At 70.5% G+C, this 24,476-nt stretch carries 26 protein-coding genes and 1 tRNA gene; 16 read left to right on the forward strand and 11 right to left on the reverse strand.

What is annotated here, in order from left to right; translation table 11 throughout:
• Nucleotides 1-59: 59 nt before the first annotated feature.
• The gene (locus BM028_RS05345; protein ID WP_022906624.1) at nt 60-740 is read right to left on the reverse strand and encodes a response regulator transcription factor; all 681 of its coding nucleotides are present in this window, start codon (nt 738-740) and stop codon (nt 60-62) included.
• Complete coding sequence (locus tag BM028_RS05350; protein ID WP_070417801.1) at nt 737-1,903, reverse strand: sensor histidine kinase; 1,167 nt, start codon at nt 1,901-1,903, stop codon at nt 737-739. Before BM028_RS05350 ends, BM028_RS05345 begins: the two co-directional genes overlap by 4 nt.
• Before the next feature lie 146 nt (nt 1,904-2,049).
• Here BM028_RS05350 and phoU point away from each other — a divergent pair, with 146 nt between their 5' ends.
• A complete protein-coding gene (phoU, locus tag BM028_RS05355; RefSeq protein ID WP_070417800.1) occupies nt 2,050-2,721 on the forward strand; it encodes a phosphate signaling complex protein PhoU in 672 nt (223 codons plus the stop codon).
• 49 nt (nt 2,722-2,770) lie between these two features.
• Nucleotides 2,771-3,319, forward strand: a complete 549-nt coding sequence (locus BM028_RS05360) for a P-loop nucleotide/nucleoside kinase family protein (protein ID WP_071302098.1) — start codon at nt 2,771-2,773, stop codon at nt 3,317-3,319.
• Nucleotides 3,320-3,385: 66 nt separating this feature from the next.
• Here BM028_RS05360 and BM028_RS05365 read toward each other — a convergent pair whose 3' ends face one another.
• On the reverse strand, nt 3,386-4,132 hold the full coding sequence (locus BM028_RS05365) for a phosphoglyceromutase (protein ID WP_070417798.1): 747 nt from the start codon (nt 4,130-4,132) through the stop codon (nt 3,386-3,388).
• A 56-nt stretch (nt 4,133-4,188) separates the two neighbouring features.
• Here BM028_RS05365 and BM028_RS05370 point away from each other — a divergent pair, with 56 nt between their 5' ends.
• Complete coding sequence (locus BM028_RS05370) at nt 4,189-4,962, forward strand: methylase (RefSeq protein ID WP_070417797.1); 774 nt, start codon at nt 4,189-4,191, stop codon at nt 4,960-4,962.
• A gap of 112 nt (nt 4,963-5,074) precedes the next feature.
• On the opposite strand, the gene ygfZ is transcribed toward BM028_RS05370, so the two are convergent.
• The 3 genes from ygfZ to BM028_RS05385 form a co-directional block, all read right to left on the reverse strand.
• The gene (ygfZ, locus tag BM028_RS05375) at nt 5,075-6,160 is read right to left on the reverse strand and encodes a CAF17-like 4Fe-4S cluster assembly/insertion protein YgfZ (RefSeq protein WP_092385139.1); all 1,086 of its coding nucleotides are present in this window, start codon (nt 6,158-6,160) and stop codon (nt 5,075-5,077) included.
• Nucleotides 6,160-6,762, reverse strand: a complete 603-nt coding sequence (locus BM028_RS05380) for a heme-binding beta-barrel domain-containing protein (RefSeq protein WP_071295875.1) — start codon at nt 6,760-6,762, stop codon at nt 6,160-6,162. The genes ygfZ and BM028_RS05380 overlap by 1 nt, the downstream gene beginning before the upstream one ends.
• Nucleotides 6,763-6,925: 163 nt before the next feature.
• Complete coding sequence (locus BM028_RS05385; protein ID WP_083403399.1) at nt 6,926-7,207, reverse strand: hypothetical protein; 282 nt, start codon at nt 7,205-7,207, stop codon at nt 6,926-6,928.
• Between the two features lie 127 nt (nt 7,208-7,334).
• Here BM028_RS05385 and BM028_RS05390 point away from each other — a divergent pair, with 127 nt between their 5' ends.
• The 8 genes from BM028_RS05390 to pstB all read left to right on the forward strand — a co-directional run bounded on the left by BM028_RS05390 (nt 7,335) and on the right by pstB (nt 16,416).
• Nucleotides 7,335-8,018 carry a winged helix-turn-helix domain-containing protein gene (locus BM028_RS05390; RefSeq protein ID WP_022906634.1) on the forward strand — a complete coding sequence of 228 codons (684 nt, stop codon included), beginning with the start codon at nt 7,335-7,337 and terminating at the stop codon, nt 8,016-8,018.
• On the forward strand, nt 8,018-8,836 hold the full coding sequence (mshD, locus tag BM028_RS05395; RefSeq protein ID WP_092385141.1) for a mycothiol synthase: 819 nt from the start codon (nt 8,018-8,020) through the stop codon (nt 8,834-8,836). The genes BM028_RS05390 and mshD overlap by 1 nt, the downstream gene beginning before the upstream one ends.
• Before the next feature lie 90 nt (nt 8,837-8,926).
• Nucleotides 8,927-11,092: an RNA degradosome polyphosphate kinase gene (locus tag BM028_RS05400; protein WP_070417793.1), complete on the forward strand. Its 2,166-nt coding sequence runs from the start codon at nt 8,927-8,929 to the stop codon at nt 11,090-11,092.
• The gene (locus BM028_RS05405) at nt 11,089-12,036 is read left to right on the forward strand and encodes an NUDIX hydrolase (protein ID WP_070417792.1); all 948 of its coding nucleotides are present in this window, start codon (nt 11,089-11,091) and stop codon (nt 12,034-12,036) included. The genes BM028_RS05400 and BM028_RS05405 overlap by 4 nt, the downstream gene beginning before the upstream one ends.
• Before the next feature lie 267 nt (nt 12,037-12,303).
• Nucleotides 12,304-13,413 (forward strand): phosphate ABC transporter substrate-binding protein PstS, encoded by a 1,110-nt coding sequence (locus BM028_RS05410; RefSeq protein ID WP_070417791.1) that lies wholly within the window; start codon nt 12,304-12,306, stop codon nt 13,411-13,413.
• Between the two features lie 145 nt (nt 13,414-13,558).
• Nucleotides 13,559-14,506: a phosphate ABC transporter permease subunit PstC gene (gene pstC / locus BM028_RS05415; RefSeq protein WP_071302101.1), complete on the forward strand. Its 948-nt coding sequence runs from the start codon at nt 13,559-13,561 to the stop codon at nt 14,504-14,506.
• A gap of 13 nt (nt 14,507-14,519) precedes the next feature.
• On the forward strand, nt 14,520-15,605 hold the full coding sequence (gene pstA, locus BM028_RS05420; protein ID WP_092385143.1) for a phosphate ABC transporter permease PstA: 1,086 nt from the start codon (nt 14,520-14,522) through the stop codon (nt 15,603-15,605).
• A gap of 31 nt (nt 15,606-15,636) precedes the next feature.
• Entirely contained in the window at nt 15,637-16,416 is a 780-nt protein-coding gene (gene pstB, locus BM028_RS05425; protein WP_070417788.1) for a phosphate ABC transporter ATP-binding protein PstB, read from the forward strand.
• A 378-nt stretch (nt 16,417-16,794) separates the two neighbouring features.
• Here the strand turns inward: pstB and BM028_RS05430 are convergent, their stop codons facing one another.
• From BM028_RS05430 to BM028_RS05440, 3 genes are all read right to left on the reverse strand, one after another.
• Nucleotides 16,795-17,676: an anti-sigma factor gene (locus BM028_RS05430; RefSeq protein ID WP_092385145.1), complete on the reverse strand. Its 882-nt coding sequence runs from the start codon at nt 17,674-17,676 to the stop codon at nt 16,795-16,797.
• Complete coding sequence (gene sigK, locus BM028_RS05435) at nt 17,673-18,272, reverse strand: ECF RNA polymerase sigma factor SigK (protein ID WP_070417786.1); 600 nt, start codon at nt 18,270-18,272, stop codon at nt 17,673-17,675. Before sigK ends, BM028_RS05430 begins: the two co-directional genes overlap by 4 nt.
• A 591-nt stretch (nt 18,273-18,863) precedes the next feature.
• A complete protein-coding gene (locus BM028_RS05440; protein WP_070417785.1) occupies nt 18,864-19,493 on the reverse strand; it encodes a DNA-directed RNA polymerase subunit beta in 630 nt (209 codons plus the stop codon).
• Nucleotides 19,494-19,618: 125 nt separating this feature from the next.
• Between BM028_RS05440 and BM028_RS18460 the strand changes: the two genes are divergently transcribed.
• From BM028_RS18460 to BM028_RS05460, 5 genes are all read left to right on the forward strand, one after another.
• On the forward strand, nt 19,619-19,780 hold the full coding sequence (locus BM028_RS18460) for a hypothetical protein (RefSeq protein WP_175473634.1): 162 nt from the start codon (nt 19,619-19,621) through the stop codon (nt 19,778-19,780).
• A 52-nt stretch (nt 19,781-19,832) separates the two neighbouring features.
• Nucleotides 19,833-19,905, forward strand: a tRNA-Lys gene (locus tag BM028_RS05445).
• Between the two features lie 75 nt (nt 19,906-19,980).
• Nucleotides 19,981-21,084, forward strand: coding sequence for an acyltransferase family protein (locus tag BM028_RS05450; RefSeq protein WP_070417784.1), 1,104 nt, complete (start codon nt 19,981-19,983; stop codon nt 21,082-21,084).
• Nucleotides 21,085-21,147: 63 nt separating this feature from the next.
• Complete coding sequence (locus BM028_RS05455) at nt 21,148-21,957, forward strand: SGNH/GDSL hydrolase family protein (RefSeq protein ID WP_175496004.1); 810 nt, start codon at nt 21,148-21,150, stop codon at nt 21,955-21,957.
• Nucleotides 21,958-22,122: 165 nt separating this feature from the next.
• Nucleotides 22,123-22,443 carry a hypothetical protein gene (locus BM028_RS05460; RefSeq protein ID WP_070417782.1) on the forward strand — a complete coding sequence of 107 codons (321 nt, stop codon included), beginning with the start codon at nt 22,123-22,125 and terminating at the stop codon, nt 22,441-22,443.
• 180 nt (nt 22,444-22,623) lie between these two features.
• Here the strand turns inward: BM028_RS05460 and BM028_RS05465 are convergent, their stop codons facing one another.
• Entirely contained in the window at nt 22,624-23,556 is a 933-nt protein-coding gene (locus BM028_RS05465; protein ID WP_092385150.1) for an aldose 1-epimerase family protein, read from the reverse strand.
• A complete protein-coding gene (locus BM028_RS05470; RefSeq protein WP_092385152.1) occupies nt 23,553-24,431 on the reverse strand; it encodes a DeoR/GlpR family DNA-binding transcription regulator in 879 nt (292 codons plus the stop codon). The genes BM028_RS05465 and BM028_RS05470 overlap by 4 nt, the downstream gene beginning before the upstream one ends.
• Between the last annotated feature and the right edge of the window lie 45 nt (nt 24,432-24,476).

Consider the following 24,476-nt stretch of genomic DNA (forward strand, 5'->3'; position numbering starts at 1 on the left):
GGCGCGGTGCCGGTCCCAGGGACCGGCACCGCGCCTCCTGTGCGTCAGCCGACCTCGCGTCAGCCCTCGATGCGGTAGCCGAGCCCGCGGACGGTCACCAGGATCTCCGGCGCGCTCGGCACGCGCTCGATCTTCGAGCGGATGCGCTTGATGTGCACGTCCAGGGTCTTCGTGTCGCCGAAGTAGTCGGAGCCCCACACCCGGTCGATGAGCTGCCCCCGGGTGAGCACGCGCCCGGCGTTGCGGAGCAGCAGCTCGAGGAGCTCGAACTCCTTGAGCGGCATCGGCGTCTCCGAGCCGTCCACCGCCACGGTGTGCCGCTCGACGTCCATCCGGATGCCACCGACCTGCAGGATCCCGCTGTCCGCGGGGTCGTCCTCGGTCCGGCGACGCAGCACCGCACGGATGCGGGCGAGGAGCTCGCGGGTCGAGTACGGCTTCGTCACGTAGTCGTCCGCGCCGAGCTCCAGCCCGACGACGATGTCCACCTCGGAGTCCTTCGCGGTGAGCATGATGATCGGGATGTTCGAGCGGGTCCGGATCTGTCGGCAGACCTCGGTGCCGGAGAGTCCCGGCAGCATCAGGTCGAGCAGCACCAGGTCGGGGTTCTCCGCGTCGAACTTCGACAGCGCGGTCACGCCGTCCGCAGCGACGGAGGTGTCGTACCCCTCGCGCTGCAGCAGGAACTCCAGGGGCTCGCTCAGGGCCGGCTCGTCGTCGACGATGAGGATCTTGGTCACGATGGCTGCTCTTCCAGTTGCTCTTCGAGTGCTGTGGTCAGTTCGGGGTCCGCCTCGGGCAGGCGGATGGTGAAGGTCGAGCCCTTGCCGGGCTGCGACCAGACGCGCACGTCCCCGCCGTGGTTGCCGACGACGTGCTTCACGATGGCGAGGCCGAGGCCGGTGCCGCCCGTGGCACGCGACCGGGCGGGGTCGACGCGGTAGAACCGCTCGAACACCCGGTCGAGGTCGGCTTCGGGGATGCCGACGCCCTGGTCGGTCACCGCGATCTCGACGAAGCCCTTCGCGGACCGGACGCCCACGCCGACGCGGGTGTTGTCCGGGGAGTACTTGACCGCGTTGGCGATGAGGTTCGACACCGCGATCTGCAGCAGGGCGGGGTCGCCCATCACCCGCAGCTTCGACTTCTTCGCCCGCACGAGTTCGATGTCCCGGGCGCGGGCGACGATCTCGTTCGCGTCGACGGCGGCCTGCACGATGCGGTCGATCGACGTCTCCTCGCTGTTCTCCAGCGTGTCGACGGACTGCAGCCGCGAGAGTTCGATGATGTCCTTCGTCAGGGCGGCCAGCCGCTCCGACTCGGTGACGAGCTGCGCGGCGAACTTCCGCACGTGCTGGGGTTCGTCGGCGGCGGCGACGAGGGTCTCGGAGAGCAGGCCGATCGCGCCGATCGGGGTCTTCAGCTCGTGCGAGATGTTCGCGACGAAGTCTCGCCGGACCTCGTCGATGCGCCGGGTCTCGGTCAGGTCGTCGGCCGTGACGAGCACGTACCGGTTGCCGAGCTGCGCGGCGCGGAAGCTCAGGTAGCCGATCTGGTCGCTGCCCCGGCCGCGGGGCAGCTCGAGGTCCTCGGCGCCCATCTCCCCGCTCTTGCGCACGCGGTCGACGAGGTCGACGAGCTCGCGGTGCACGAGCTTCCGCCGCACCACCAGCCCGACCGTCAGTGCCTGCGGCGAAGCAGCGACGACCGTGTTCGAGGGGTCGACCACCACGGCCGGGTTGTGCATCGTGGCGATGACCGCGGCGACGCCGTCGGGCAGGGTGCGTTCCGCCACGTCGGCAGCACGAGCCGTGCGCTCGGCGGTGATGATCAGCACCACGACGCCTGCTCCGAACACCCCGCCGAGGAGCATCGACAGTGGCACGAGCCACGCGTTGTCCATGCCGTCAGTGTAGGGATGGTCATGCGGGGTTCCGGTACCGTTCACCGTCTGCGGAAGGCCGGATCGCGAAGCGTTCAACCGCACGTCACCGTTCGTTCACCTGACGTGACGACACTCGACCGGTACGCAGAGAGAGGTACTCCCCCATGCGCGAAGTCTTCCAGCAGGAACTCCAGGACGTCCAGGAGCGACTGACCGAGATCGCCGGGCTCGTCGAGTCCGCCATCACCCGAGCCACGCAGTCGTTCAGCGAGTCCGACGTGTCCCTCGCCGAGGAGGTGATCGCCGACGACGTCAAGATCGACGAGGCGGCGAACAGCCTCGACGAGATCGCGATCGACATCCTCGCGCGCCAGGCACCCGTCGCCCGCGACCTCCGCGTCGTGGTCACCGCCCTGCGCGTCAGCTCGTCGCTCGAGCGCATGGGCGACATGGCCGAGCACATCGCCCAGCTCACCCGGCAGCGCTTCCCCGAGAAGGTCGTGCCGAAGGGCCTCCGCGGCACCTTCAAGAAGATGGGCCAGCTCGACGTCGCGATGGCGCAGAAGCTCACGCGGCTGCTCGCCACCGAGGACATCGCCCTCGCCGGGGAGATCCGCGACGAGGACGACGCCATCGACGAGCTGCACGCGAGCGTCTTCGACTTCGTGCTCGGCGAGACCTGGAAGGGTGCGCCGATCGACACGGTCGACGCGACCCTGGCATCGCGCTACCACGAGCGCTTCGCGGACCACGCGGTCTCGATCGCCAAGAAGGTCGAGTACCTGGCGACGGGTGACTGGGCCGGCGCGTCCTCGGTGACGGTGTCGCCCGCCTGACCCGACGCTGCGTTCCGCTCGGCTCGCTGGGTTCTGACAGGATCGTGGCATGGCCCAGGTCGCGATCATCGTCAACGGCATGCCCGGTTCCGGCAAGAGCACCATCGGTGCCGCCCTCGCCGAGGTGCTCGGCTGCCCGTTCCTGTCGAAGGACCGGATCAAGGAGCCCCTCGCCGACCTCGTCGGCCCGATGATCGCGTCGCGTCCGCTCGGCGGCATCGCGATGGACACCATGTGGTCGATGGCGCAGGCCGTCGAGAACGGGGTCGTCCTCGACGCCGTCTGGCTGCCGTCGCGGGACCGCGGACTCCTGGAGGCGCGGCTCGCCTCCGCCGGGTCGCCGCGCGCTGTCGAGGTGTGGTGCGACACGGACCGGGCCACCGCCGAGGAGCGGCTGCGCGACCGGTACGACCCGGGCACCGTGCCGGTGCGCCACGAGGTGCACGGGGACCTGGCCGACGTGCTCGCGTTCTGGGACGAGCACGGCGACGCCGCCCAGCCGGTCGGCCTGCCGGGCGTCCCGGTGGTCCGCGTCGACACGACGAAGCCGTACGACGTCGGCGCCCTGGTGCAGGAGATCGCCTCCCACTTCGTGTGAACGCGCAGAACGCGCAGAACGCCCCGCCCGGTCAGTCCGGGCGGGGCGTTCGTGTGTGCAGCGCCGCTACTTCTTGGCGCCCTGCGCGGCCACGGCGGCGGCTCCGGCCGCGGCGGCCTCGGGGTCGAGGTAGTACGCCGGCTTCGTCGGACGGAAGTCGTCGTCGAGCTCGTACACCAGCGGGATGCCGGTCGGGATGTTCAGGCCGGCGATGTCCTCGTCGGAGATGCCGTCGAGGTGCTTCACGAGCGCCCGGAGCGAGTTGCCGTGCGCCGTCACGAGGACGGTCTTGCCCGCACCGAGGTCCTTCGTGATGTCGGACTCCCAGTAGGGCAGCAGACGGTCGATCACGAGCTTGAGCGACTCGGTGCGGGGCAGCTGGTCGCCGAGGTCGGCGTAGCGGCGGTCCCCGAACTGCGACCACTCGGCGTCGTCGGCGATGGGGGGCGGCGGCACGTCGAACGACCGGCGCCACTCCATGAACTGCTGCTCGCCGTACTGCTCGAGCGTCTGGGCCTTGTCCTTGCCCTGCAGGTCGCCGTAGTGGCGCTCGTTGAGGCGCCAGTCGCGCTTCACCGGCAGCCACGCCAGGTCGGCCTGGAGCAGCGCGATGTCGGCCGTCTGGATCGCACGGGTGAGGAGCGAGGTGTACAGGACGTCGGGGACGATGCCGGACTCGGCGATGAGGTCGCCGGCGCGCTTCGCCTCCTTCTCGCCCAGCTCGCTGAGCCGGACGTCGACCCAACCGGTGAACAGGTTCTTCTGGTTCCAGTCACTGTTGCCGTGACGGAGCAGGACGAGCGTGGAGGTCATGCCCCGAGTCTACCGAGCGCCGTGCAGCCGGTCCCCGGACCCGTACCCTGGTCGGCATGCCCATCGGGAACGTGACGCGCGGGACGACCGGGTACAACCGGCTCCGCCGCGTCGACCGGTGGATCGCCACGCTGCCGGCCCTCCGCCGGAGCGCCGACCCGCTCGTCGCCGACGTCGGGTACGGGGCCTCGCCGACGACGACGCTCGAACTCCGGGACCGCCTGGCCGCCGTCCGCCCCGACGTCGAGGTCACCGGCATCGAGATCGAGCCGGCCCGGGTGGCCCTCGCGAACGCCGGCACGCGGGACGGGGTGACGTTCCGGCTCGGCGGGTTCGAGACACCGACACCGGGGAACCGCCGGCCCGCCGTGATCCGCGCCTTCAACGTGCTGCGGCAGTACGACGAGTCCGCGGTGGTGGAGTCCTGGCGGATCATGCAGGACCGCCTGCAACCGGGCGGCGCGCTCGTCGAGGGGACCTGCAACGAGGTCGGGCGGGTGGCCTCGTGGGTGACGCTCGACGACGTCGCACCACGCACCTTCACGGTGTCGCTCCGGCTGGCGGGGCTCGACGTCCCCTCGGTCGTGGCCGAACGGCTGCCGAAGGCCCTCATCCACCGGAACGTTCCCGGCGAGCGGGTGCACGCGTTCCTCGGCGACCTCGACCTGGCGTGGGCGGTCGCGGCACCGCTCGGCACGTACGGCCCCCGGCAGCGGTGGATCGCGACGGTCCGGGGCATGCGGGACCGGGGGTGGCCGGTGCTGCACGGGGTGACGCGGTGGCGGCTCGGCGAGCTCAGCGTCCCGTGGGCCGCGGTGGCCCCGGCCTGACCGGCGCCGCGGGACCCCGAGACTCGGCCGGGCGGACAGTTTCGTGGCCCTGATGGCGCGAACGTGTCCGCGGAGCCGAGACTCGGGGCCGGGCGCCGGCGGCCTGGGCGGGCTAGGAGCGGCGGACGGCGCCGAGGCGGGGCAGGCGCGGGACGTCGGCGGTGGCGCCGGCCCCTGGCGGCACGATGACCTCTTGCGTGGCGGACACGACCACGTCGTCGGCGCTGAGCGTCAGCGTGGCGGCGGGGTCGAGGGAACGCTTCACGACCGCGAGCCCGATCGGCCCGAGCTCGTGGTGGATCCCCGACGCCGTCAGACGCCCGACCTCCTTCTCGCCGGAGACGACCGGCGTCCCCGGGGCCGGCAGCACGCCGTCCGACCCGTCGAGGTGCAGCATGACGACCCGGCGCGGCGGGTGCCCGAGGTTGTGGACCTTCGCGACGGTCTCCTGCCCTCGGTAGCAGCCCTTCGACAGGTGCACGGCGGAGCGGAGCCAGTCGAGCTCGTGCGGGATCGTGCGCTCGTCGACGTCGGACAGCGAGGGGCGCCAGGCGGCGATGCGCAGGGCCTCGTACGCGAGGAGTCCCGCGACGGGTTCGTCCGACGCGGCGATCGCGCCCGCGGTGCCGGGGGTGACCACGGCGATGCGGAGGGTCCAGTCGGAGGCGGGGTGCTCCTCCTGGTCGGCGTAGCCCCACCCGCCGGGCGTGACGGACGCCCACGGGTCGACCCACTCGGCGACCGGGGTCTCGGGCAGGTCGGTCGACGCGAACGGCGCGGACTCGCCGAACCAGCCGATCGTGGCGAAGTCCGCCGAACGGTCGGCGACCTCGACGCGCAGCATGAACCGCATCGAGTCGAGCCACGCAGCGAGCGGTGCCGCGTCGGCGGGCTCGGTCAGCAGCCACGCCACCGACCCGTCGTCGACGACGCGCGCCGCGTGCTCGACCCGACCGGACTGGTCGAGCACGAGCGTCTCGGTGCTCACGCCGGCGGCGAGCCCGGTGAGGAGCTGCGAGGTGATCGAGTTGAGCCACGACAGGCGGTCCGGGCCGGTGACGGTGACGACACCGAGGCCGAGTTCGACGACGGCGCGACCGCGAGCGAGCAGGCGCTGCTCGCCGAGCGGGTTGCCGAAGTGCGCGGCGGGGCCGGATTCCGTCGCCACGAAGCCCGCGCGGCCGGCGAAGGCGGACATCAGTCGACCTTCGCGAGCTGCCCCGACGCGTGCGAGGTCAGCTCCTTGCCGAGCGCGGCGATGTCCCACGCCCAGAAGAGCTTGCCCTCGACCAGGCCGTAGAGCCGGGTGGCCGCGGAGTAGTCCTTGGCGTTCGGCGAACGCATCACGGCGTCGGTCGCGAGGTCGATGCGGCCCTTGCGGACCCGCCCGACGTAGAGCTCGTTGACGCCGGTGGGGTGGATGATCGCCGCTTCGACGTCGAAGCCGTCCGTGGTGTTCCGCAGCGCCTCGACGCTCTCGACGGTGCCGAACGGCGTCGGCCCCTCGCCGAGGAGCATCGCCGGGCCGCGGTCACCGGGCTCGGACGGACGGTCGATCCGCCAGTAGCCCATCTCGGCCGCGAGCGGGGTGTGCTCGTCGTCGAGCAGCCACGTCGTGGAGGAGTAGTTGAGGTAGGGCAGACCGTCGTGGCTGAAGCTCACGCGCTGGCCGAACTCGTACTTCCGGGGTTCGTCCTCGTCTCCGACGGGGTACTCGACCACACCGGTGCCCTCCCAGACGCCGACGAGCCACGACAGCGGGACGAGTTCGGGCGCGAGGCCCTCCGGCAGTTCGATCAACGCTGACCCTTGAACAGCTTCACGACGACGGTCACCGAGACGAACGCGATCGCGAGCGACGCGAGGCCGAGCAGGCCCACGTAGAAGAGCTCGAGCGCAAGCAGCGAATCCATGGCTGGAGTCTACGCGTCACGCCTGACGGCGCCAGGCGGACGGCGGCGCGTCAACGCACCAGCAGGACCACCGCGGTGACGAGCACGACGACGAACGCCCCGGACGACGCGATGCTGATCCGCTCGACCAGCCCGTCCTTCGTCGCGGTGATGAGCTGCAGCACGAAGCTGACCAGCACGCAGAGCACGAACACGAGCAGCAGCCACGCGAACGAGTCCTTGTCGGTGAGGGTGAGGACGAGCACGGCGCCGACGACCGCGAGCAGCCAGACCGGCAGCACGGACGTCAGCCGGAGGCGGCGCTGGTCGGTGGGCTGCACAGGCTCGGTCACGCGCCCCATCATGACAGGGCCGCGTGCCGAAGGTGCCCGGAACGCGTCCCCGACCGTCCGGCCGGGAGGGATGCTTCCCGAGCATCACTAGGATGTGTGCACGACTCCCCCACGCCCTGGAGGTCCTGTGGCCCAGCTCCTGGTACTCACCTCAGCCGCGCCCGGCGACGTCCTGCCGAGCCTCGGACTGCTGAGCCACCGGATCCGCCACGTCCCCGCCGAGGCCGCACAGCTGGTCAACGCCCCGCAGAGCGACCTCATGTTCGTGGACGCCCGGACGGACCTGGCGAGCGCCAAGGCCCTGTGCAAGATCCTCGCGACGAGCGGCTCGACGACGCCGATCATCCTGGTCGTCACCGAGGGTGGTCTGACCGCGGTCAACAGCGAGTGGAACGTCGACGACGTCGTGCTCGAGACCGCCGGCCCGGCCGAGGTCGACGCCCGCATCCGTCTCACGGCCGGTCGCGCGTCGAAGAACCAGACCGGGTCGAAGATCCAGGCGTCCGGTGTCGTCATCGACGAGGCCAGCTACTCGGCGAAGGTCCGCGGTCGGCCGCTCGACCTCACCTTCAAGGAGTTCGAGCTCCTCCGCTTCTTCGCCACGCACCCGTCGCGGGTCTTCACCCGCGAGCAGCTCCTCAGCGAGGTGTGGGGCTACGACTACTTCGGCGGCACCCGGACGGTCGACGTGCACGTGCGGCGCCTCCGCGCGAAGCTCGGCGACCTCGAGTCCCTCATCGGCACGGTCCGCAACGTCGGGTACCGCTTCAACGTCTACGACGACGAGGCCGACCGGCTCGCGGGCCAGTAGTGGTCGACCTGTCGCGCTTCGTCGTCCCGGGCGAAGCACCGCCGTTCTCCGACCAGACCCTGGTCGACGTGCGCGCCGGACGCGCGACCGTGCTCGGCGACGAGCGCGGGGTAGCGGTGGTCCGTGACGGCGAGCTGGAACTCGTGGTCGCCCAGGAGGCGCGGGGCCACGGTCTCGGCACCGCCCTCGCCCGGCAGGCGCTCACCCCGGGCGGCGGGGCCGCTCCCGTGGACGGGCCGGCCCCTCGGCTCGCGTGGGCGCACGGGGACCACCCCGCTGCCCGAGCACTCGCGGCCCGCTTCGGCTGGACGGCGGTCCGCACGCTCCTGCAGCTCCGCGCCCCGATCGCGTCCGTCGCCCCCGACCCCGCGGTGCCGGCCGGCTGGTCCCTGTCGTCGTTCCGGACGGGCAACCCCGCCGACGAGGCCGACTGGCTGGCGCTCAACGCCGCCGCGTTCGCGCACCACCCGGAACAGGGCCGGATGACGCTCGACGACCTGCGCGCCCGCGAGGCCGACGACTGGTTCTCCGGCGACGACCTGCTCCTGCTCCGCGACGACTCCGGGCAGCTCGCGGGGTCGTGCTGGCTCAAGGTCGAGGGCGACACCGGCGAGTTCTACGCCGTGGCCGTCCGACCCGACCTGCAGGGCCGGGGACTCGGCGGCGTCCTGATGCGCGCGGGGACGGCACGCCTGACCGGCCGGGGCCTCTCCGCCGCGGCGCTCTACGTCGAGGGGGACAACGCGCCGGCGCTGGCCCTGTACCGCCGATCCGGGTTCGAGCAGCACGCGATCGACGTCCAGTACGCGGCCGGCTGACGCTCCTCCACACGGCGTCGTTCACCGCCCGTTTCCACAGCGTCCACGTGCGGCCCTCCTGGCGCAGGGGGCGGGTGGCAGGATGTGGGCATGGACACCGAACCGCAGCTCGACGGCGACTCCGTCGCACCGGACCTCGACGACTTCGACGAGGTCGTCGAGATCGAGCACGAGTCGCTGCCCACCGACCGCTACTTCGACCGTGAACTCAGCTGGCTCCGGTTCAACCAGCGCGTGCTCGAACTCGGCGAGGACCGCACGCAGCCGCTCCTCGAACGGGCGAACTTCCTGGCGATCTTCGCGTCCAACCTCGACGAGTTCTTCATGGTCCGGGTCGCCGGCCTGAAGCGCCGCATCGACACCGGCATCGCCGTGCCGACCAACGTCGGTCGCGCACCGAGCGACGTGCTGCGCGACATCGCGACGAAGGCGCACGAACTGCAGGACCGCCACGCGCAGGCGTTCATCGGGTCGCTCAAGCCGGACCTCGACGCCGCAGGCATCCACATCGAGCACTGGTCCGACCTCGACGAGGCCGACCGGCTCCGGATGCGCGAGTACTTCAACGAGCAGATCTTCCCGGTGCTCATGCCGCTCGCGGTCGACCCGGCGCACCCCTTCCCGTACATCTCCGGGTTGTCGCTCAACCTCGCGGTGCGCGTGCGCAACCCGAAGTCGCAGCGGCAGGAGTTCGCGCGCCTCAAGGTCCCGCAGAACTTCTCGCGGTTCATCAAGCTGCCGGACGACGACTCCGGGCTGCTCCGCTTCATCCCGCTCGAAGACCTCATCGCGAACCACCTCGACGACCTCTTCCCGGGGATGGAGGTCCTCGAGCACCACGTGTTCCGGGTCACCCGCAACGAGGACGTCGAGATCGAGGAGGACGAGGCCGAGAACCTCATCCAGGCCCTCGAGCGCGAGCTGCTCCGTCGTCGGTTCGGGCCGCCCATCCGTCTCGAGATCACCGAGGACATGGACCCGGTGACGCTCGACCTGCTCGTGCGCGAACTCGACATCACCGAGCAGGAGGTGTTCCGCCTGCCGTCGCCGCTCGACCTCGGCGGCCTGTTCGAGATCGCCAAGATCGCCCGCCCGGACCTGCACTACCCGAAGCACGTGCCGACGACCCCGGTGCAGTTCCAGCCGGGCGAACCGAACACGAAGCCGGACCTCTTCCGCGCGATCGCGGCCAAGGACGTCCTCGTGCACCACCCGTACGAGTCCTTCGCGACCAGTGTGCAGGCGTTCCTCGAGCAGGCCGCGGCCGACCCGAACGTGCTCGCGATCAAGCAGACGCTCTACCGCACCTCGGGCGACAGCCCCATCGTCGAGGCGCTCATCGACGCCGCGGCCGCGGGCAAGCAGGTGCTCGCACTCGTCGAGATCAAGGCGCGCTTCGACGAGCAGAACAACATCACGTGGGCCCGCAAGCTCGAGAAGGCCGGCGTGCACGTGGTCTACGGCCTGGTCGGGCTGAAGACGCACTCGAAGCTCGTGCTCGTCATCCGGCAGGAGGGCGGCACGCTCAAGCACTACAGCCACATCGGGACGGGCAACTACAACCCGAAGACCTCGCGCATCTACGAGGACATGGGGCTCTTCACGTCGGACGACACCGTGGGCAAGGACCTCACGCGCCTGTTCAACGAGCTGTCGGGCTACGCGATCGAGAAGAAGTTCAAGCGCTTGCTCGTCGCGCCGCTGCACCTGCGGAAGGGCTTGCTCAAGCGCATCACGACCGAGGCGGACAACGCCCGTGCCGGCAAGCCCTCGGGGATCCGCATCAAGGTCAACTCGATGGTGGACGAGCAGATCATCGACGCGCTGTACCTGGCGAGCCAGGCCGGTGTGCCGATCGACGTCTGGGTCCGCGGCATCTGCTCGCTCAAGCCCGGCATGGAAGGCGTCAGCGACACCATCCGGGTGCGCAGCGTCGTCGGCCGGTACCTCGAGCACTCGCGAGCGTTCGCGTTCCACAACGACGGCGACCCGGCCGTGTTCATCGGCTCGGCGGACATGATGCACCGCAACCTCGACCGCCGCGTCGAGGCGCTCGTCCGGCTGTCCGACCCCGGACACGTGAACGAGGTCCACGAGATGTTCGACCTCGCCATGGCGGACACGACGAGCTCGTGGCACCTCGAGTCGGACGGCGAGTGGACGCGCCACTCGACGGACGAGGACGGCCGACCGCTCGATGACGTGCAGAATGTCCTCATGCGGAAGATCTCGGCGCGGAAGCGCTCCACTCGGTGAGCGGCGGCTCCTCAGGGCCGGTCGTCGCTGCAGGTGCCGTCGTCTGGCGTGAACAGGACGGCGTCCCGCTCGTGCTGCTCATCCACCGCGACCACCACAAGGACGTCTCGTTCCCGAAGGGCAAGGTCGACCCGGGCGAGAGCGTCCCGACGACCGCCGTGCGCGAGATCGACGAGGAGACCGGCTACCGCGTGCACCTCGGCGCTCCGCTGGGCACGGCCGAGTACGTCCTGCCGAGCGGCCGCGACAAGGTGGTGCACTACTGGTCCGCCCGCGTCCCCGCGAAGGAGTACGAGCGCGCCGGCAAGTTCCGCCCGAACGACGAGGTCGCCTCGGTCGAGTGGGTCACGCTCGACGACGCCCGGCACCGACTGACGTACGAGCGCGACGTCGCGATCCTCGACCGGTTCGCCGACCGCGTCGCCGCCGGGGAACACCGCACCTTCGCCCTCATCGCCCTCCGGCACGCCAAGACCGTCCCCGGCTCGGAGTGGAACGGACCGGACGCCACCCGTCCGCTCCTGCCCGTCGGCCGGTCGCAGGCGAAGTCGGTCGCGTCGCCGGTGGCCGCCTTCGGTCCGAAGAAGATCGTCAGCAGCACCGCGGCCCGGTGCCTCGCGACGGTCGAACCGCTCTCCGACCGGACGCACCTCGGGGTCTCGAGCACGCCGGACATCAGCCAGGACGCCCACGACCGGGGTGCCGCCGACGTCAAGGGCGTCGTGCAGAAGCGCCTCGACAAGGCGAAGACGACGGTCCTGTGCTCGCACGGGCCCGTGCTGCCGGACATCATCGCCCGCATCGCGACCGCGACGGCCGACGAGTCCGGACGGTTCGACCTCCGTCGTGCCGCGATGCTCTCGGTCGGCGACTTCTCGGTGCTGCACATCGCCGGCGGCAGGCTCGTGGCCGTCGAGACGCACCGCAACCCCGTCTCGGCGTAGGCCGAGCGCCCGGGCCGAGCCGCGCCTCCAGGCCCCTGCGGTGTGCATGCGCACGCATGCGCCCGCGCACGGCGCGGCGTTCCCGATCCTGCACCCGCGCGCGCTCCGACGCACGGCGCCCCGTCCAGGACAACCCCTCGTTCACCTCCCGTTCACCAGGGCGGGTGATCCCCGTCACCTCGCGTCCCTACAGTCGCTCCCGGGTCAGCACCGGCCCACGGGACCAGCAGCGGTCCCACCTGCACTGACATTCCCGAAGGGACCCCTGTGAACATCAAGCGAATCGGTACGGTCGCGGCAATCGCGATCGCCGGCGCGGTCGTGCTCTCCTCGTGCGCGGCGAACGAGGACGCGGGCAACACGCCCTCGTCCAGCTCGAGCTCCGGCACCGACTACTCGAAGCTCTCGGGCACGCTGACCGGCTCGGGTTCGTCCGCCCAGCAGACGGCCGAGGCCACCTGGGCCGCTGGTTTCCAGAACGTCGCCTCCGGCGTGACGGTCAACTACTCGCCCGACGGTTCGGGCGCCGGTCGCAAGAACTTCATCTCGGGTGCCGCCGACTTCGCCGGCTCCGACGCCGCGCTGAAGGACGAGGAGCTCGCGGGCTCGTTCGCCCTGTGCGCCGCGGACTCGAAGGCCATCGACATCCCGGTCTACATCTCTCCGATCGCCATCGCCTACAAGGTCGACGGCGTCAAGGACCTCACGCTCGACGCGAAGACCATCGCGGGCATCTTCTCGGGCAAGATCACGAAGTGGAACGACTCGCAGATCGCCGACCTGAACAAGGACGCGACCCTGCCGGACGCGAACATCACGGTCGTGCACCGCTCCGACGACTCGGGCACCACGCAGAACTTCTCCGAGTACGTCGCGGCGAACGCCAAGGACGTCTGGACCGAGGCCCCCAGCCAGACCTTCCCGTACCAGGTCGGCGACAGCGCGAAGGGCACCTCGGGTGTGGCCTCGGCCATGGCCAGCGCCTCGAACGCCATCACCTACATCGACGACTCCGGCGCCGGTGACCTCGACAAGGCGAAGCTCATGGTCGGCGACAAGGCCACCGAGATCTCCGCCGAGGGTGCTGCCAAGGTCGTCGCGGACTCCGAGACGGTCTCCGGCCGCGCGGACAACGACCTCGCGATCGACATCAACCGCACCGACACGGCCGAGAACGCCTGGCCGCTGGTGCTCGTCTCCTACGCGATCGCCTGCCAGGAGTACAAGGACGCCGACAAGGGCAAGCTCGTGAAGGGCTACCTCGACTACGTCGTCTCGAAGGACGCGCAGGACGCCGCCGCGAAGGAGGCCAAGTCGGCCGCCCTCTCGACCGACCTCGCCGAGAAGGCCGCGAAGGCCGTCGCCTCCATCAAGTAAGACACCCTGAGCGCCCGGACGCCGGTCCCACCCACCTGACCGGCGTCCGGGCCCTCGCCGGTCCGCTCCACGCTCCGAGCGGACCGCGCACCACCGGACACCCCCGACCCGTCGCCTCCCCCGGCGTTCCTCCGACAGGAGTCCCATGACGACCGCACCGGCCCAGCCAGTGGCCCCCGTCACCCCCAAGCCGAAGCCCGTCGTCCGCATCGGCGACCGCGTCTTCTCCGCCGCGTCGGTCATCGCCGGCGGGCTCATCCTCTTCGTGCTGGTGCTCGTCGCCGCCTTCCTGGTCTGGCAGAGCATCCCGGCGTTCTCCGCGAAGGTCGGCGAGCTGCCGAACAGCGCCACGAACTTCTGGGACTACGTCGGCCCCCTCGTCTTCGGCACCGTCTGGTCCGCGCTCATCGCGCTCGTGATCGCCGTGCCGCTCGCCCTCGGGATCGCGCTCTTCATCTCGCATTACGCACCGCGGCGGCTCGCCCCGGTGCTCGGCTACGTGATCGACCTGCTGGCCGCGGTGCCGTCGGTCGTCTACGGCCTCTGGGGCATCGTGGTGCTGGCGCCGTTCGTGAAGCCGTTCTACGTCTTCCTGAACACCTACCTCGGCTGGATCCCGCTGTTCTCCGGGCAGGTTTCCGGCACGGGTCGCACGATCCTGACCGCATCGATCGTCCTCGCCGTCATGGCGATCCCGATCATGACCGCGGTCATGCGCGAGATCTTCCTGCAGGCACCGCGCCTCAACGAGGAAGCGGCCCTGGCCCTCGGCGCGACCCGGTGGGAGATGATCCGCCTGTCGGTCCTGCCGTTCGCCAAGTCCGGCATCGTGTCCGCGATCATGCTCGGCCTCGGTCGTGCGCTCGGCGAGACGATGGCGATCGCGCTGGTGCTGTCGGTGTCGACGAACGTCACCTTCCAGATGCTCACGTCGCTGAACCCCTCGACGATCGCGGCGAACATCGCCCTGCAGTTCGCCGAGGCGTCCGGCACGGCCCTGAACGCGCTCATCGCGTCGGGTCTGATCCTCTTCGTCATCACCCTGGTCATCAACATGCTCGCGCGGTACATCGTCCGCAAGCGAGTGAGCTGAGAGGTACGACCCGATGTCCCTCGCCATCCGTCAGTCCGGCGTCGCCGGCAACGTCTACGCCAACGGCAAGCTGCACAAGTCCGTGCCGTGGCTGCTCCTCGTCGGCTCCTGGGTCGCGCTGATCCTCGTCTTCGCCCTGCTCAACGCCGGCGGCGCGGTCAAGGACTTCAACGTCGTCGCGGCGCTCTTCCTCGGCACCGTCCTGTTCGACGTCCTCATCGTGGTCGTCTCGCGGATCGTCGAGGGTGGTCGCAAGGCCGTCGACCGGCTCATCACCTCGCTCGTCGTCACGGCGTTCGTGATCGCGGTCCTGCCGCTCGTCTCCCTGCTCTACACGGTGCTCGCGGACGGCCTCGCCCGCTTCGACGTGGAGTTCTTCTCGTACTCGATGCGCGGCGTCATCTCCGAGGGCGGCGGCGCGCTGCACGCCCTGATCGGCACGCTCGAGATCACGCTGTTCGCGGCGCTCATCTCGGTACCGATCGGGCTGCTCACGTCGATCTACCTCGTCGAGTACGGCACGGGCGCCCTCGCCAAGGGCATCACGTTCTTCGTCGACGTCATGACGGGCATCCCGTCCATCGTCGCCGGCCTCTTCGCGTACTCGCTCTTCGCGCTGTTCCTCGGCCCGGGCGCCCGCTTCGGCCTCGTCGGCTCGGTGGCGCTGTCGGTGCTGATGATCCCGATCGTCGTGCGCTCCACCGAAGAGGTCCTGAAGATCGTGCCGATGGAGCTCCGCGAGGCCTCGTACGCCCTCGGCGTCCCGAAGTACCTCACCATCCTCAAGGTCGTGCTCCCCACGTCGCTCGCCGGCATCACCACCGGCGTCATGCTCTCGATCGCCCGCGTCATCGGCGAGACCGCCCCGCTGCTGGTCACCGCCGGGTTCACGGCGAGCATGAACTACGACCTGTTCAAGAACCCGATGATGACCCTGCCGGTGTTCGCGTACACGCAGTACTCGCAGCAGGGCGCCAACCCGGTGCCGTTCGTCGACCGGGCCTGGACGGCAGCGCTCCTGCTCATCCTCATCGTGATGCTGCTGAACCTGCTCGCCCGCTTCATCACCCGCCTCTTCGCCCCCAAGCTCTCGCGCTGACGCGCGGATCCACCCACCCCGAAGGAACACAGTGTCCAAGCGCATCGAGGTCGACGGCCTCAACGTCTACTACTCGAAGTTCAAGGCGGTCGAGGGCGTCGACATGACGATCGAGCCCCGCACCGTGACCGCGTTCATCGGTCCGTCCGGCTGCGGCAAGTCCACCTTCCTCCGCACCCTGAACCGCATGCACGAGGTCATCCCGGGCGCCTACGTCGAGGGCTCGGTCAAGATCGACGGCGACGACCTGTACGGCGCGGGCGTCGACCCCGTGCTCGTCCGTCGCCAGGTCGGCATGGTGTTCCAGCGTCCGAACCCGTTCCCGACGATGTCCATCAAGGACAACGTGCTCGCGGGCGTGAAGCTCAACAACAAGCGCCTCTCCCGCTCCGAGTCGGACGACGTCGTCGAGCGGTCCCTGCAGGGCGCGAACCTCTGGAACGAGGTCAAGGACCGCCTCGACAAGCCCGGCATGGGGCTGTCCGGCGGCCAGCAGCAGCGCCTCTGCATCGCCCGGGCGATCGCGGTGCAGCCGGACGTGCTCCTCATGGACGAGCCGTGCTCGGCGCTCGACCCGATCTCGACCCTCGCGATCGAGGACCTCATCGAGGAGCTGAAGAAGGAGTACACGATCGTCATCGTGACCCACAACATGCAGCAGGCCTCGCGCGTCAGCGACAAGACGGCGTTCTTCAACATCGCCGGCACCGGTGCCCCCGGCAAGCTCATCGAGTTCGACGACACCGCGACGATGTTCTCGAACCCGTCCGTGCAGGCCACCGAGGACTACGTCTCCGGCCGCTTCGGGTGATCGTCGTCCGCCCGTCGCGCTGACGGTCGACCAGGAGGCCCGGTGTACGTCCGCCACGGACGCGCACCGGGCCTTCCGGCGTGCGCGGGGCGCGGGGCGCTCGTGCGCTCGTGCGCTCGTGCGCGGGCATGTTCCGACGTTCCACCAGTCGATCGACCGGTGGAACGTCGAACGATGCGCACGCAGACGGTGCGGGTGCATGTGTCGACGTTGCACGTGTCGATCGACCAGCGCGATGTCGGAACATGCACGGGCAAGAACCGCCCGCGCACGACCGCCCACGCCCCCGCCGCGCGACCACCACCCGGCGGGCACGACGAACTCCCCGCCCGCGGACCGTGCCACGCGAGCGGGGAGACGTGCGAACCAGTGCCCGGGTCAGGCCGAGGTGGTCGGGACCGCCATGATCGGCGTCGTCGTCGGCTGGTCCGAGCCACCGGCGGGCTCCACCGTCATGCCGATCGTCGCACCGTGCGACAGCGACCCCTTGAGGACCGCCGAGTGCACCCCGGAGGACACCCCGTCCATCAGGCCGGCAGCGTTGATCTTGCCGCCGGTGCCCTCGGATCCGATGTACCAGAGTTCGTAGGTCTTGCCCTCCGGAGCCGCAGGGACCCCGTCGAGGATGACCGCGGACTTGCCGACCTCGTTCGACCAGACGACCGTGGCCGTCCCGCCGCCCGCGACCTTGGCGGTGCTGCGCTGGAAGTCCGACGCGGCGTAGATGCGGTCGAGTCCGCCGGACGCCTGCGTCGTGCCCGGGCCGGGCTCGTTCGAGGGCGTGAAGGACGTGCCGACGCCGAGTCCGACGCCGAGGAAGACCACGGCGACGGCGGCCGCGGCGGAGAGTGCCGCTGCCGGACGCTGGAACCAGCGACGGCGAGCCTTCTCCGAAGCCGCACCACCGGCGGACGTGAGGTCCGTGGCGGGGGCGAACCGCGCCTCCTGGCCGGCATCGCCGACCGGCGCGTCAGCAACCGGAGCGGTCGTGGCAGCCGGCTCGGACCGCGAGGCCACCGGAGCAGCCTGCGGGGTCGATGCGATCTGGGCCATCAGCGACGCCTTGAGCGACGAGGGCGGCTCGATCGGGGTGACGGCGTAGGCGAGCTGCAGCGCGGTCTCGCGCAGCGAGTCGGTCTCGGCCTGCAGCTCCGGAGAAGTGGAGAGCGCCGAGTCGAGCAGTGCCCGCTCGTCCTCCGACAGCGCGTCGAGGGCGTGTGAACCCGTCAGCAATGCGGGGTCGTCGTGTCGTTCGGTCATGATGTCACCCCCATCTCGTCGCGGAGTCTGATCATCCCGTCACGGAGACGGGTCTTGACGGTGCCGATCGGGACACCGAGGTGGTCGGCCATCTCGCTGTGCGAGTAGCCGCCGTAGTACGCGAGTTGGACTGCCTGGCGCTGGAACTCGGTGAGCTTCGCGAGCGCCCGGCTGACGCGTTCGTGTTCGATCCGGATCTCGACCGACTCGGAGACCTGGTCGAAGCCGGCCTCGAAGTCGCGGATGCCGATCTTCGTGTCACGGTCGTGCGAGGACTGCGATGCCCGCACCCGGTCGACCGCTCGGCGGTGGGCCATGGTGAGGATCCAGCTCGCTGCGGTGCCGCGCTTGCGGTCGTAGCGGGTGGCTTGCTGCCAGACCTCGAGGAAGACCTCTTGCGTGACCTCTTCCGACTGTGCGCGGTCCCGGAGGAGCCTGGTCACGAGGCCGAGCACGCGGCCCGAGAGCACGTCGTACAGGTCAGAGAAGGCTGCCTGGTCGCCGGTCGCCACGCGGGTGAGGAGGTCGTCTGGGGACGCCTGAGCAGGCTCGGTCGAGCTCCAGCTCTCGGTGTCACTGTCCACGATGGCAAGCATTGCAGGTTTCCCTCCTCTCGGTTGCGATCTGGCTGTGAGTCCTGTCCGACCACGCGTTCGGGTCTCGTGGTCGGGACAGTGGTGCAGGACAGCACGAGGGCCCGCGTGACCCGCAGGGAATTGACCGCCAGGGAGCGGACCGGGTCTCGCGGGACCCTCGCTGTCGTGACCGGCTCATCGCCTGTCACGGTGATGATTCGGCACCCTCGCCCAACCGGATTGGAGCGGTTCTCACGGCTTGTCGTTGGGGCGCGCTCGGGGCACGCCCGGCGTCGGTTCTGTCCACCGAGAGTGAACAGGGTCGTGTGCACGGCCGCGGTCTCGTAGAATCGATGTCGCCGGGCCGCAGCAAGCCCCGGGCTCCAAAATTCGCCGCTTCGAGCGGCCTCGCGCCGAGAGGCGCTTCTGCGGCCCGGTTCTTCTCTGCCCGCTTCGTGCGTGCGCGTTCCGTGCCCGCTTCTCGGGTGCGCGTTCCGTGCCCGCTTCTCGGGTGCGCGTTCCGTACCCGGTTCTTGCGTGCGCGTCGCGTGCCCGGTGGGCGTCGTCGCGTTCGGGCCTGGAGGCGCGGTGCGGGTCCGCCCCGCGGCCCGCTCAGTCCAGGCTGTCGCGGCGCCAGAGCGACGCCGCCTCGGTGAGGTCGGCCGCCAGTTCCGACAGGCGCAGCGCACGCGTCGTGAGCTCGGACGCCCGGTCCCCCGCCGTGAGGTCCGCATCGTCCGCCACCGCGGTCGCTCCCGCCGCGGTGAGCCGGCAGAACGCGGCACCGCGGTCGAGCGCCACCGCGAGGTCCCCCGTGTAGAGGCCGTGCAGGATCCGGTCGGCCAGCGTCAGGATCTCCGCCGGTCCGGTCGGCTGTTCGGCGCCCGCGACGGCCTGGTCGATCGTGCCGATCCGCTCCGTGCCGCGCGCGAAGAGGTACGCGATCTCCTCCGGGTTCTGCCGGATGACGGTGCGGACGAGGTAGATCCGCCACAGTGCGCCCGGGAGCGTGTGCGCCCCCACCCGCGCCCACAGCTCGGCAATGGCGTCGATCCCGTGCACGTCCGTGTAGGTCACCAGGCGCTCGACGACCGCCGGGTCCGGGTCCTGCCGCACGCGGTGGAGCAGGGCGTTCGCGGTCTCGTGCGCGACGCGGTTCACCACGGCCGGGTCCTCGCCGCCCTGGATCGCGGCGAACTCCTGGTCGGTGAAGTGGACGGGACGGTGGTGATCGCGAGGCACCGCGTCAGTGTAGGCACGGCCGGTGACGCGCCCGCCCTCCGTTCGCCCAGAACGCAACCGCTCCGTCGCGCGTACGGTGTCTGATCGGGAGGCGCTCCTCCCGCACGCGAAGGAAGAGGACTCCCATGAACCCCCTGCTCATCATCCTGGCCGTGATCGCGGTCATCCTGCTGTTCGTCGGTGGCTTCACCGCGAGCCTGAAGTTCCTGCTCTGGGTCGGCCTCGTGCTGCTCATCGTCGCGGTCGTGCTGTGGCTCGTCCGCACGCTCACCGGGCGTCGCAGCTGACCCGTCCCCTCGGTTCTTCCCGGAGGCCCTCACCCGCTAGCCTTGCGGGTGAGGGCCTCTAGCTCAGTTGGTAGAGCACCGGACTTTTAATCCGAGGGTCGTGGGTTCGAGCCCCACGGGGCCCACATCGTGTTCCGATGTCGCGCCCACCGAACGTGACCGTTCCTTGGCTTGGCCGGGCTTCCCGTAGGATCGTCGGCATGCGCGATCGCCCAACCGGCAGGATCGGCTCACTGGACGGACTCCGCGGCGTCGCTGCCGCCGTCGTCGTCGTCCACCACGCCTTCCTCTCGATCCCGACCCTCTCGGACGGCAACTACCGCCGCGACGTCCCCGACTGGGCGAGCTGGATGGTGTACTCCCCCGCCCACCTCGTGTGGGCCGGCAGCGAGGCCGTCTTCGTCTTCTTCGTGCTGAGCGGCTTCGTCCTGACCCTCCCGGCCCTCCGCCGGTCGCAGGACTGGATCGCCTACTACCCGAGCCGGCTCGTCCGCCTCTACCTGCCGGTGGTGGCGTCGATCGCACTCGCGCTCGTGTTCTTCTTCCTCGTGCCCCGGCAGGACCAGCCGCACCAGTCGTTCTGGATCAACCGGCACGCCGAGCCCTTCACCCTGCACGGCCTCGTGAACGACCTCACGCTCCTCGCTCCGACGCTCGTGAACAGCCCGCTCTGGTCGCTCACGTGGGAGGTCCTCTTCTCCCTGCTGCTGCCGCTCTTCGTCTCGATCGCCGCGGTGACCCGACGCTGGTGGTGGGTGACCGCCATCGTCGCCGTCTTCCTGTCGGCACTCGGCGAGTACGAGCACTCGAAGTGGCTGATGTACCTGCCGATGTTCCTGCTCGGCTCCGCGCTCGCGGCCGGCTGGGAGCGCCTGCCGGACGTCCCGACGCTGCTCGGCTGGGTCCTGCTCGTGGTGAGCCTGCTCGGCATCACCGTGAAGTGGTGGCTGCCGACGACGGCGTGGTGGTCCCCCGTGCTGCCCGCGATCATCCTCGCCTCGGCCGGCACGATCGTCGTGCTCGCCGGCAGGTGGTTGCCCGCCGAGCGCTTCCTGCTCGGTGCGATCCCCCGCGAGCTCGGACGGCTCTCGTTCAGCCTCTACCTCGTGCACGAACCCATCACGGTGTCCGTCGCGAACCTCCTCCCGCGTGCCCTGCCGTCCTGGCTGGTCCTCGTCGCGATCCCGATCGGCATCGGCGTCGCCTACGTGTTCTCGCGGCTCGTGGAACTGCCGGCGCACCGCTTGGCGAAGCACATCGCGAAGTCGCTCTCGAGCCGTCCACCCGTCCCGCAGGCTGTCTGACGGTTCAGCACCTCGCCGGGCGGGTGTCCGGGGGCACGGATGCTGAGCACCTACAATCCCGGTGTGGCTCGACGAACCGACGGCGGTGTGCCCGGCGGCTCCCGTCGGTCCACCGCGCAGACCAGGCGCCGACGAGCGGTCCCCGCGATCGCCCTCGGCGCCATGTGCCTCGGCATCGCCGGGCTGCTCGTCATGCTGCCCGCCGTGTCCGACGCCTGCCAGCCGGTGCCCGCGACGTCCGACTTCTCGGCTGAGCAGGTCGCGGACGCGATCGCCCCGGGCTCCGACGTCCTCATCGTCGGCGACTCGTACACGACGGGTCGCGGTTCCTACGACGACGTGCACGGGTGGGCGCAGGACCTCGTGTCCGAGCGGCAGTGGGACGCGACCATCAACGGCTACCCGGGCACCGGCTACGTGAACCCCGGCCGCGGTCGCTCCTCGCGCGCCGTCTACCTGTCCCGGATCGAGCAGCGGGCAGCACTCACGCCGGACCTCGTCATCGTCCAGGGCAGCCAGAACGACTGGCTCACCGACTCCACCACCCTCGAGAAGACCGTCGAACGGACGCTCCGGCAGGCCGAGGTGCAGTGGCCGGACGCGGTCGTGGTGGCGATCGGCCCGTCGGCACCCCAGCCGCGCGCCGAGGCCACGACGGGCATCAACGACGCGGTGGCCGCCGGTGCCAGCGCCGTGGGCGTGCCGTACATCGACGCGATCGACGGGCAGTGGTTCACCGCGATGAACAGCGGCAGCTACGCCGCGACGGACCAGCAGCACCTCAACGACGCCGGGTACCTGTACCTCGCGGGCAAGATCGACGCCGAGCTCGAGCAGCTCGCGACGCAGCCCGACGGCGAACAGTGCCTCTGAGCACTCGACCGGGGTACAAGTCGTCCTCAGGAGCCTCAGGGTGGTTCCACTGCACAGTTCAGTCCGCGTTCAGCCGACTGTTGGGCTGCCGCCGATAGTGTCGTTCCCGGATCCGATCGACGGATCCTGCAGCACCGCACCATCGCAGAACGAACGGGGTACACCGTGATCGAGCCCATCGAAGCCACGCAGACCAGCACCACCGGTGACGCGCGCCGCATCGTCGAGCTCGCAGCAGCGACCAACACGACGATGAGCAACGAGCTCCTGCTCGACACGCTCCGCCGGAACGCCCAGGTCACGACCCGCCACATCCGCAAGGACTTCGTCGAGGTCGCGACCGGCACCGCGGTGCTCGGCTACGTCTGCCGGCAGCGCAAGGACTTCATCGCCCTCCGCGGGGACGACCCGGCGTGGGCGCACGAGGTGGGCCGCTACGCGAGCGAGTCCCTCGCGGTCGAGGCGCTGCGCATGCGTCGCGCCTGACCCTCCCGGACACGACGAAGGCCGCCCCTCTCCGGGGCGGCCTTCGTCGTGTCCGGCGCGGACCAGCCGCGGGTGTCCCACCGCCCGCCCGAGTCTCGCCTCCGCGGACAGATCAGCGGCGCTGGGCACGCGAAACCGTCCGCACGGCCGAGTCTCGGCTGCGGACCGGCCGCGCCCGGGTCAGGACCAGACGCGGCGGATGCCCCAGCTGCCGGTCCAGGCCTCGTCGGGCTCGAGCCAGCGCAGCCCCTCCCCGGAGTTGAGCGCGTCGGCCGGCGCCGTCATCGGCTCCACCGCCACGGCCAGCCCGGTGCCGTCGCCACGGGGGAACTCGCGGGAGGTGAACACCTGCACGTACGGGAACGACGCGTCCTGCCAGAGTTCGACGCCGTCGCCCTCCGGCCCGTGCATCGTCGTGCGGCGGATCCCCTCGGCGTCGGGCGTGACGTCCGTGTAGGCGGTGTCGAGGTCGGCGTCACCGGCGCGGACACCGGCGCGCAGGTCGAACGGGGTGCCGTCGACGGCCACGGTGCCGTTCGGGATCTTCCGCTCGTCCACGGTGAACGCCGTCGCCGCGTCGAGCCGGACGACGAGGTCCTCGGCGGGGGTGTCCCCGGCGCGGAGGTACGGGTGCGCGCCGATGGCGAACGGCGCACGCACGCCGGAGCGGTTCACGACCTCGTGCGTCACCCGGATGCCGTCGTCGACGAGCTCGTGGTGCACGCGGGTCTCGAGCGTGAAGGGCCAGCCGTGCTGCGGGTGGATCGTGGCTTCCTGCACGATGCCGGACTCGGTCTGGGAGACGACGCGGTACGGCGCGAACCGGAGCAGTCCGTGCGAGGCGTTGCCGTACTTCGGCTCGGAGACGTCGAGCTGCTGCTGCTTCCCGTCGAGTTCCCACACGCCGCCGGCGACGCGGTTCGGCCACGGCGCGAGCACGATCCCGTTCGCCCCGGGCGGCTGCGACGTGACGGGGAACGGCTCGGTGAGGTCGAACCCCGCGACGCGGAGTTCCCGGATGCCGGCGGCCACCTCGGTGACGATCGCCTCGACGACCCCGTCTGGTCCGGCGTGGCGGAGGTGGTACTGGCCTCCGGTGGGAGCTGCGGTCATGAGGTACGGGTCCTTCCCGGTGCGGATGGTGCTGATCGTGCGGATGGTGCGGGTACTGCCGGCTCGTCCGCCACGACCACCTCGACGCCGGCCGCCCGGATCGGGGCGACCTGCTCCGCCGTGGTCTCGGCGGTGACGACGACGTCGATGTCCTCGAGCGCGCGGACGACCCCGATGTGGGCCCGGCCGAACTTCGACCCGTCCGCGACCACGACCGTACGCCGAGCCGCGGCCGCGAGCATCCGCTTCGCCTCGGTCTCGGGCAGGTTCACGTTGGTGAGGCCGTGCGCGACGTCGACCCCGGTGCCGCCGAGGAACACGAGGTCCGCGGCGATCATCGGCAGCAGGGTGCCGTTGAACGGCGCCACGAGGGAGTGCTGCAGCGGACGGAGCGTGCCCCCGGTGACGATGACGGTGAAGCGCGGGACGGCGGCCTCGAGCACGAGCGCGGTCGTCAGCGAGTTCGTGACCACCGTGACGTCGACGAGGTCCTCGCGCGCGACCAGCGCTGTCGCGACGGCGGCGGGCGTGGTGCCGACGTCGAGCACGACGCACTGCCCGGAGCGCACGAGCGCCGCCGCGGCGCGGCCGATGGCGGCCTTGGCCACCTGGTGCTCGACGGCGGTCTCCTCGAAGGGGCGCTCGGTGGAACCGACCCCGAGGCGGACGGCACCGCCGCGGACCCGCCGGATCCGCGCCTCCTGGTCGAGCAGGGAGAGGTCCTGCCGGACGGTCACCTCGCTGGTGCCGAGGGCCGCTGCCAGGGCGGCCGTTCGGACGAGTCCGGGCGCGCCCTCGACGATCGAGACGATGCGGTCCTGCCGCAGCGGCGCGGGGAGCGCGCCGGCCAGGAAGGAGAGGTCGTCGTCCGTCATGCCACCAGTTTCGCGTGCTTACGAACACTTTCGCAATGCTTCGTG

The organism is Curtobacterium sp. YR515 (assembly GCF_900113095.1).
Classification (GTDB): Bacteria; Actinomycetota; Actinomycetes; order Actinomycetales; family Microbacteriaceae; genus Curtobacterium.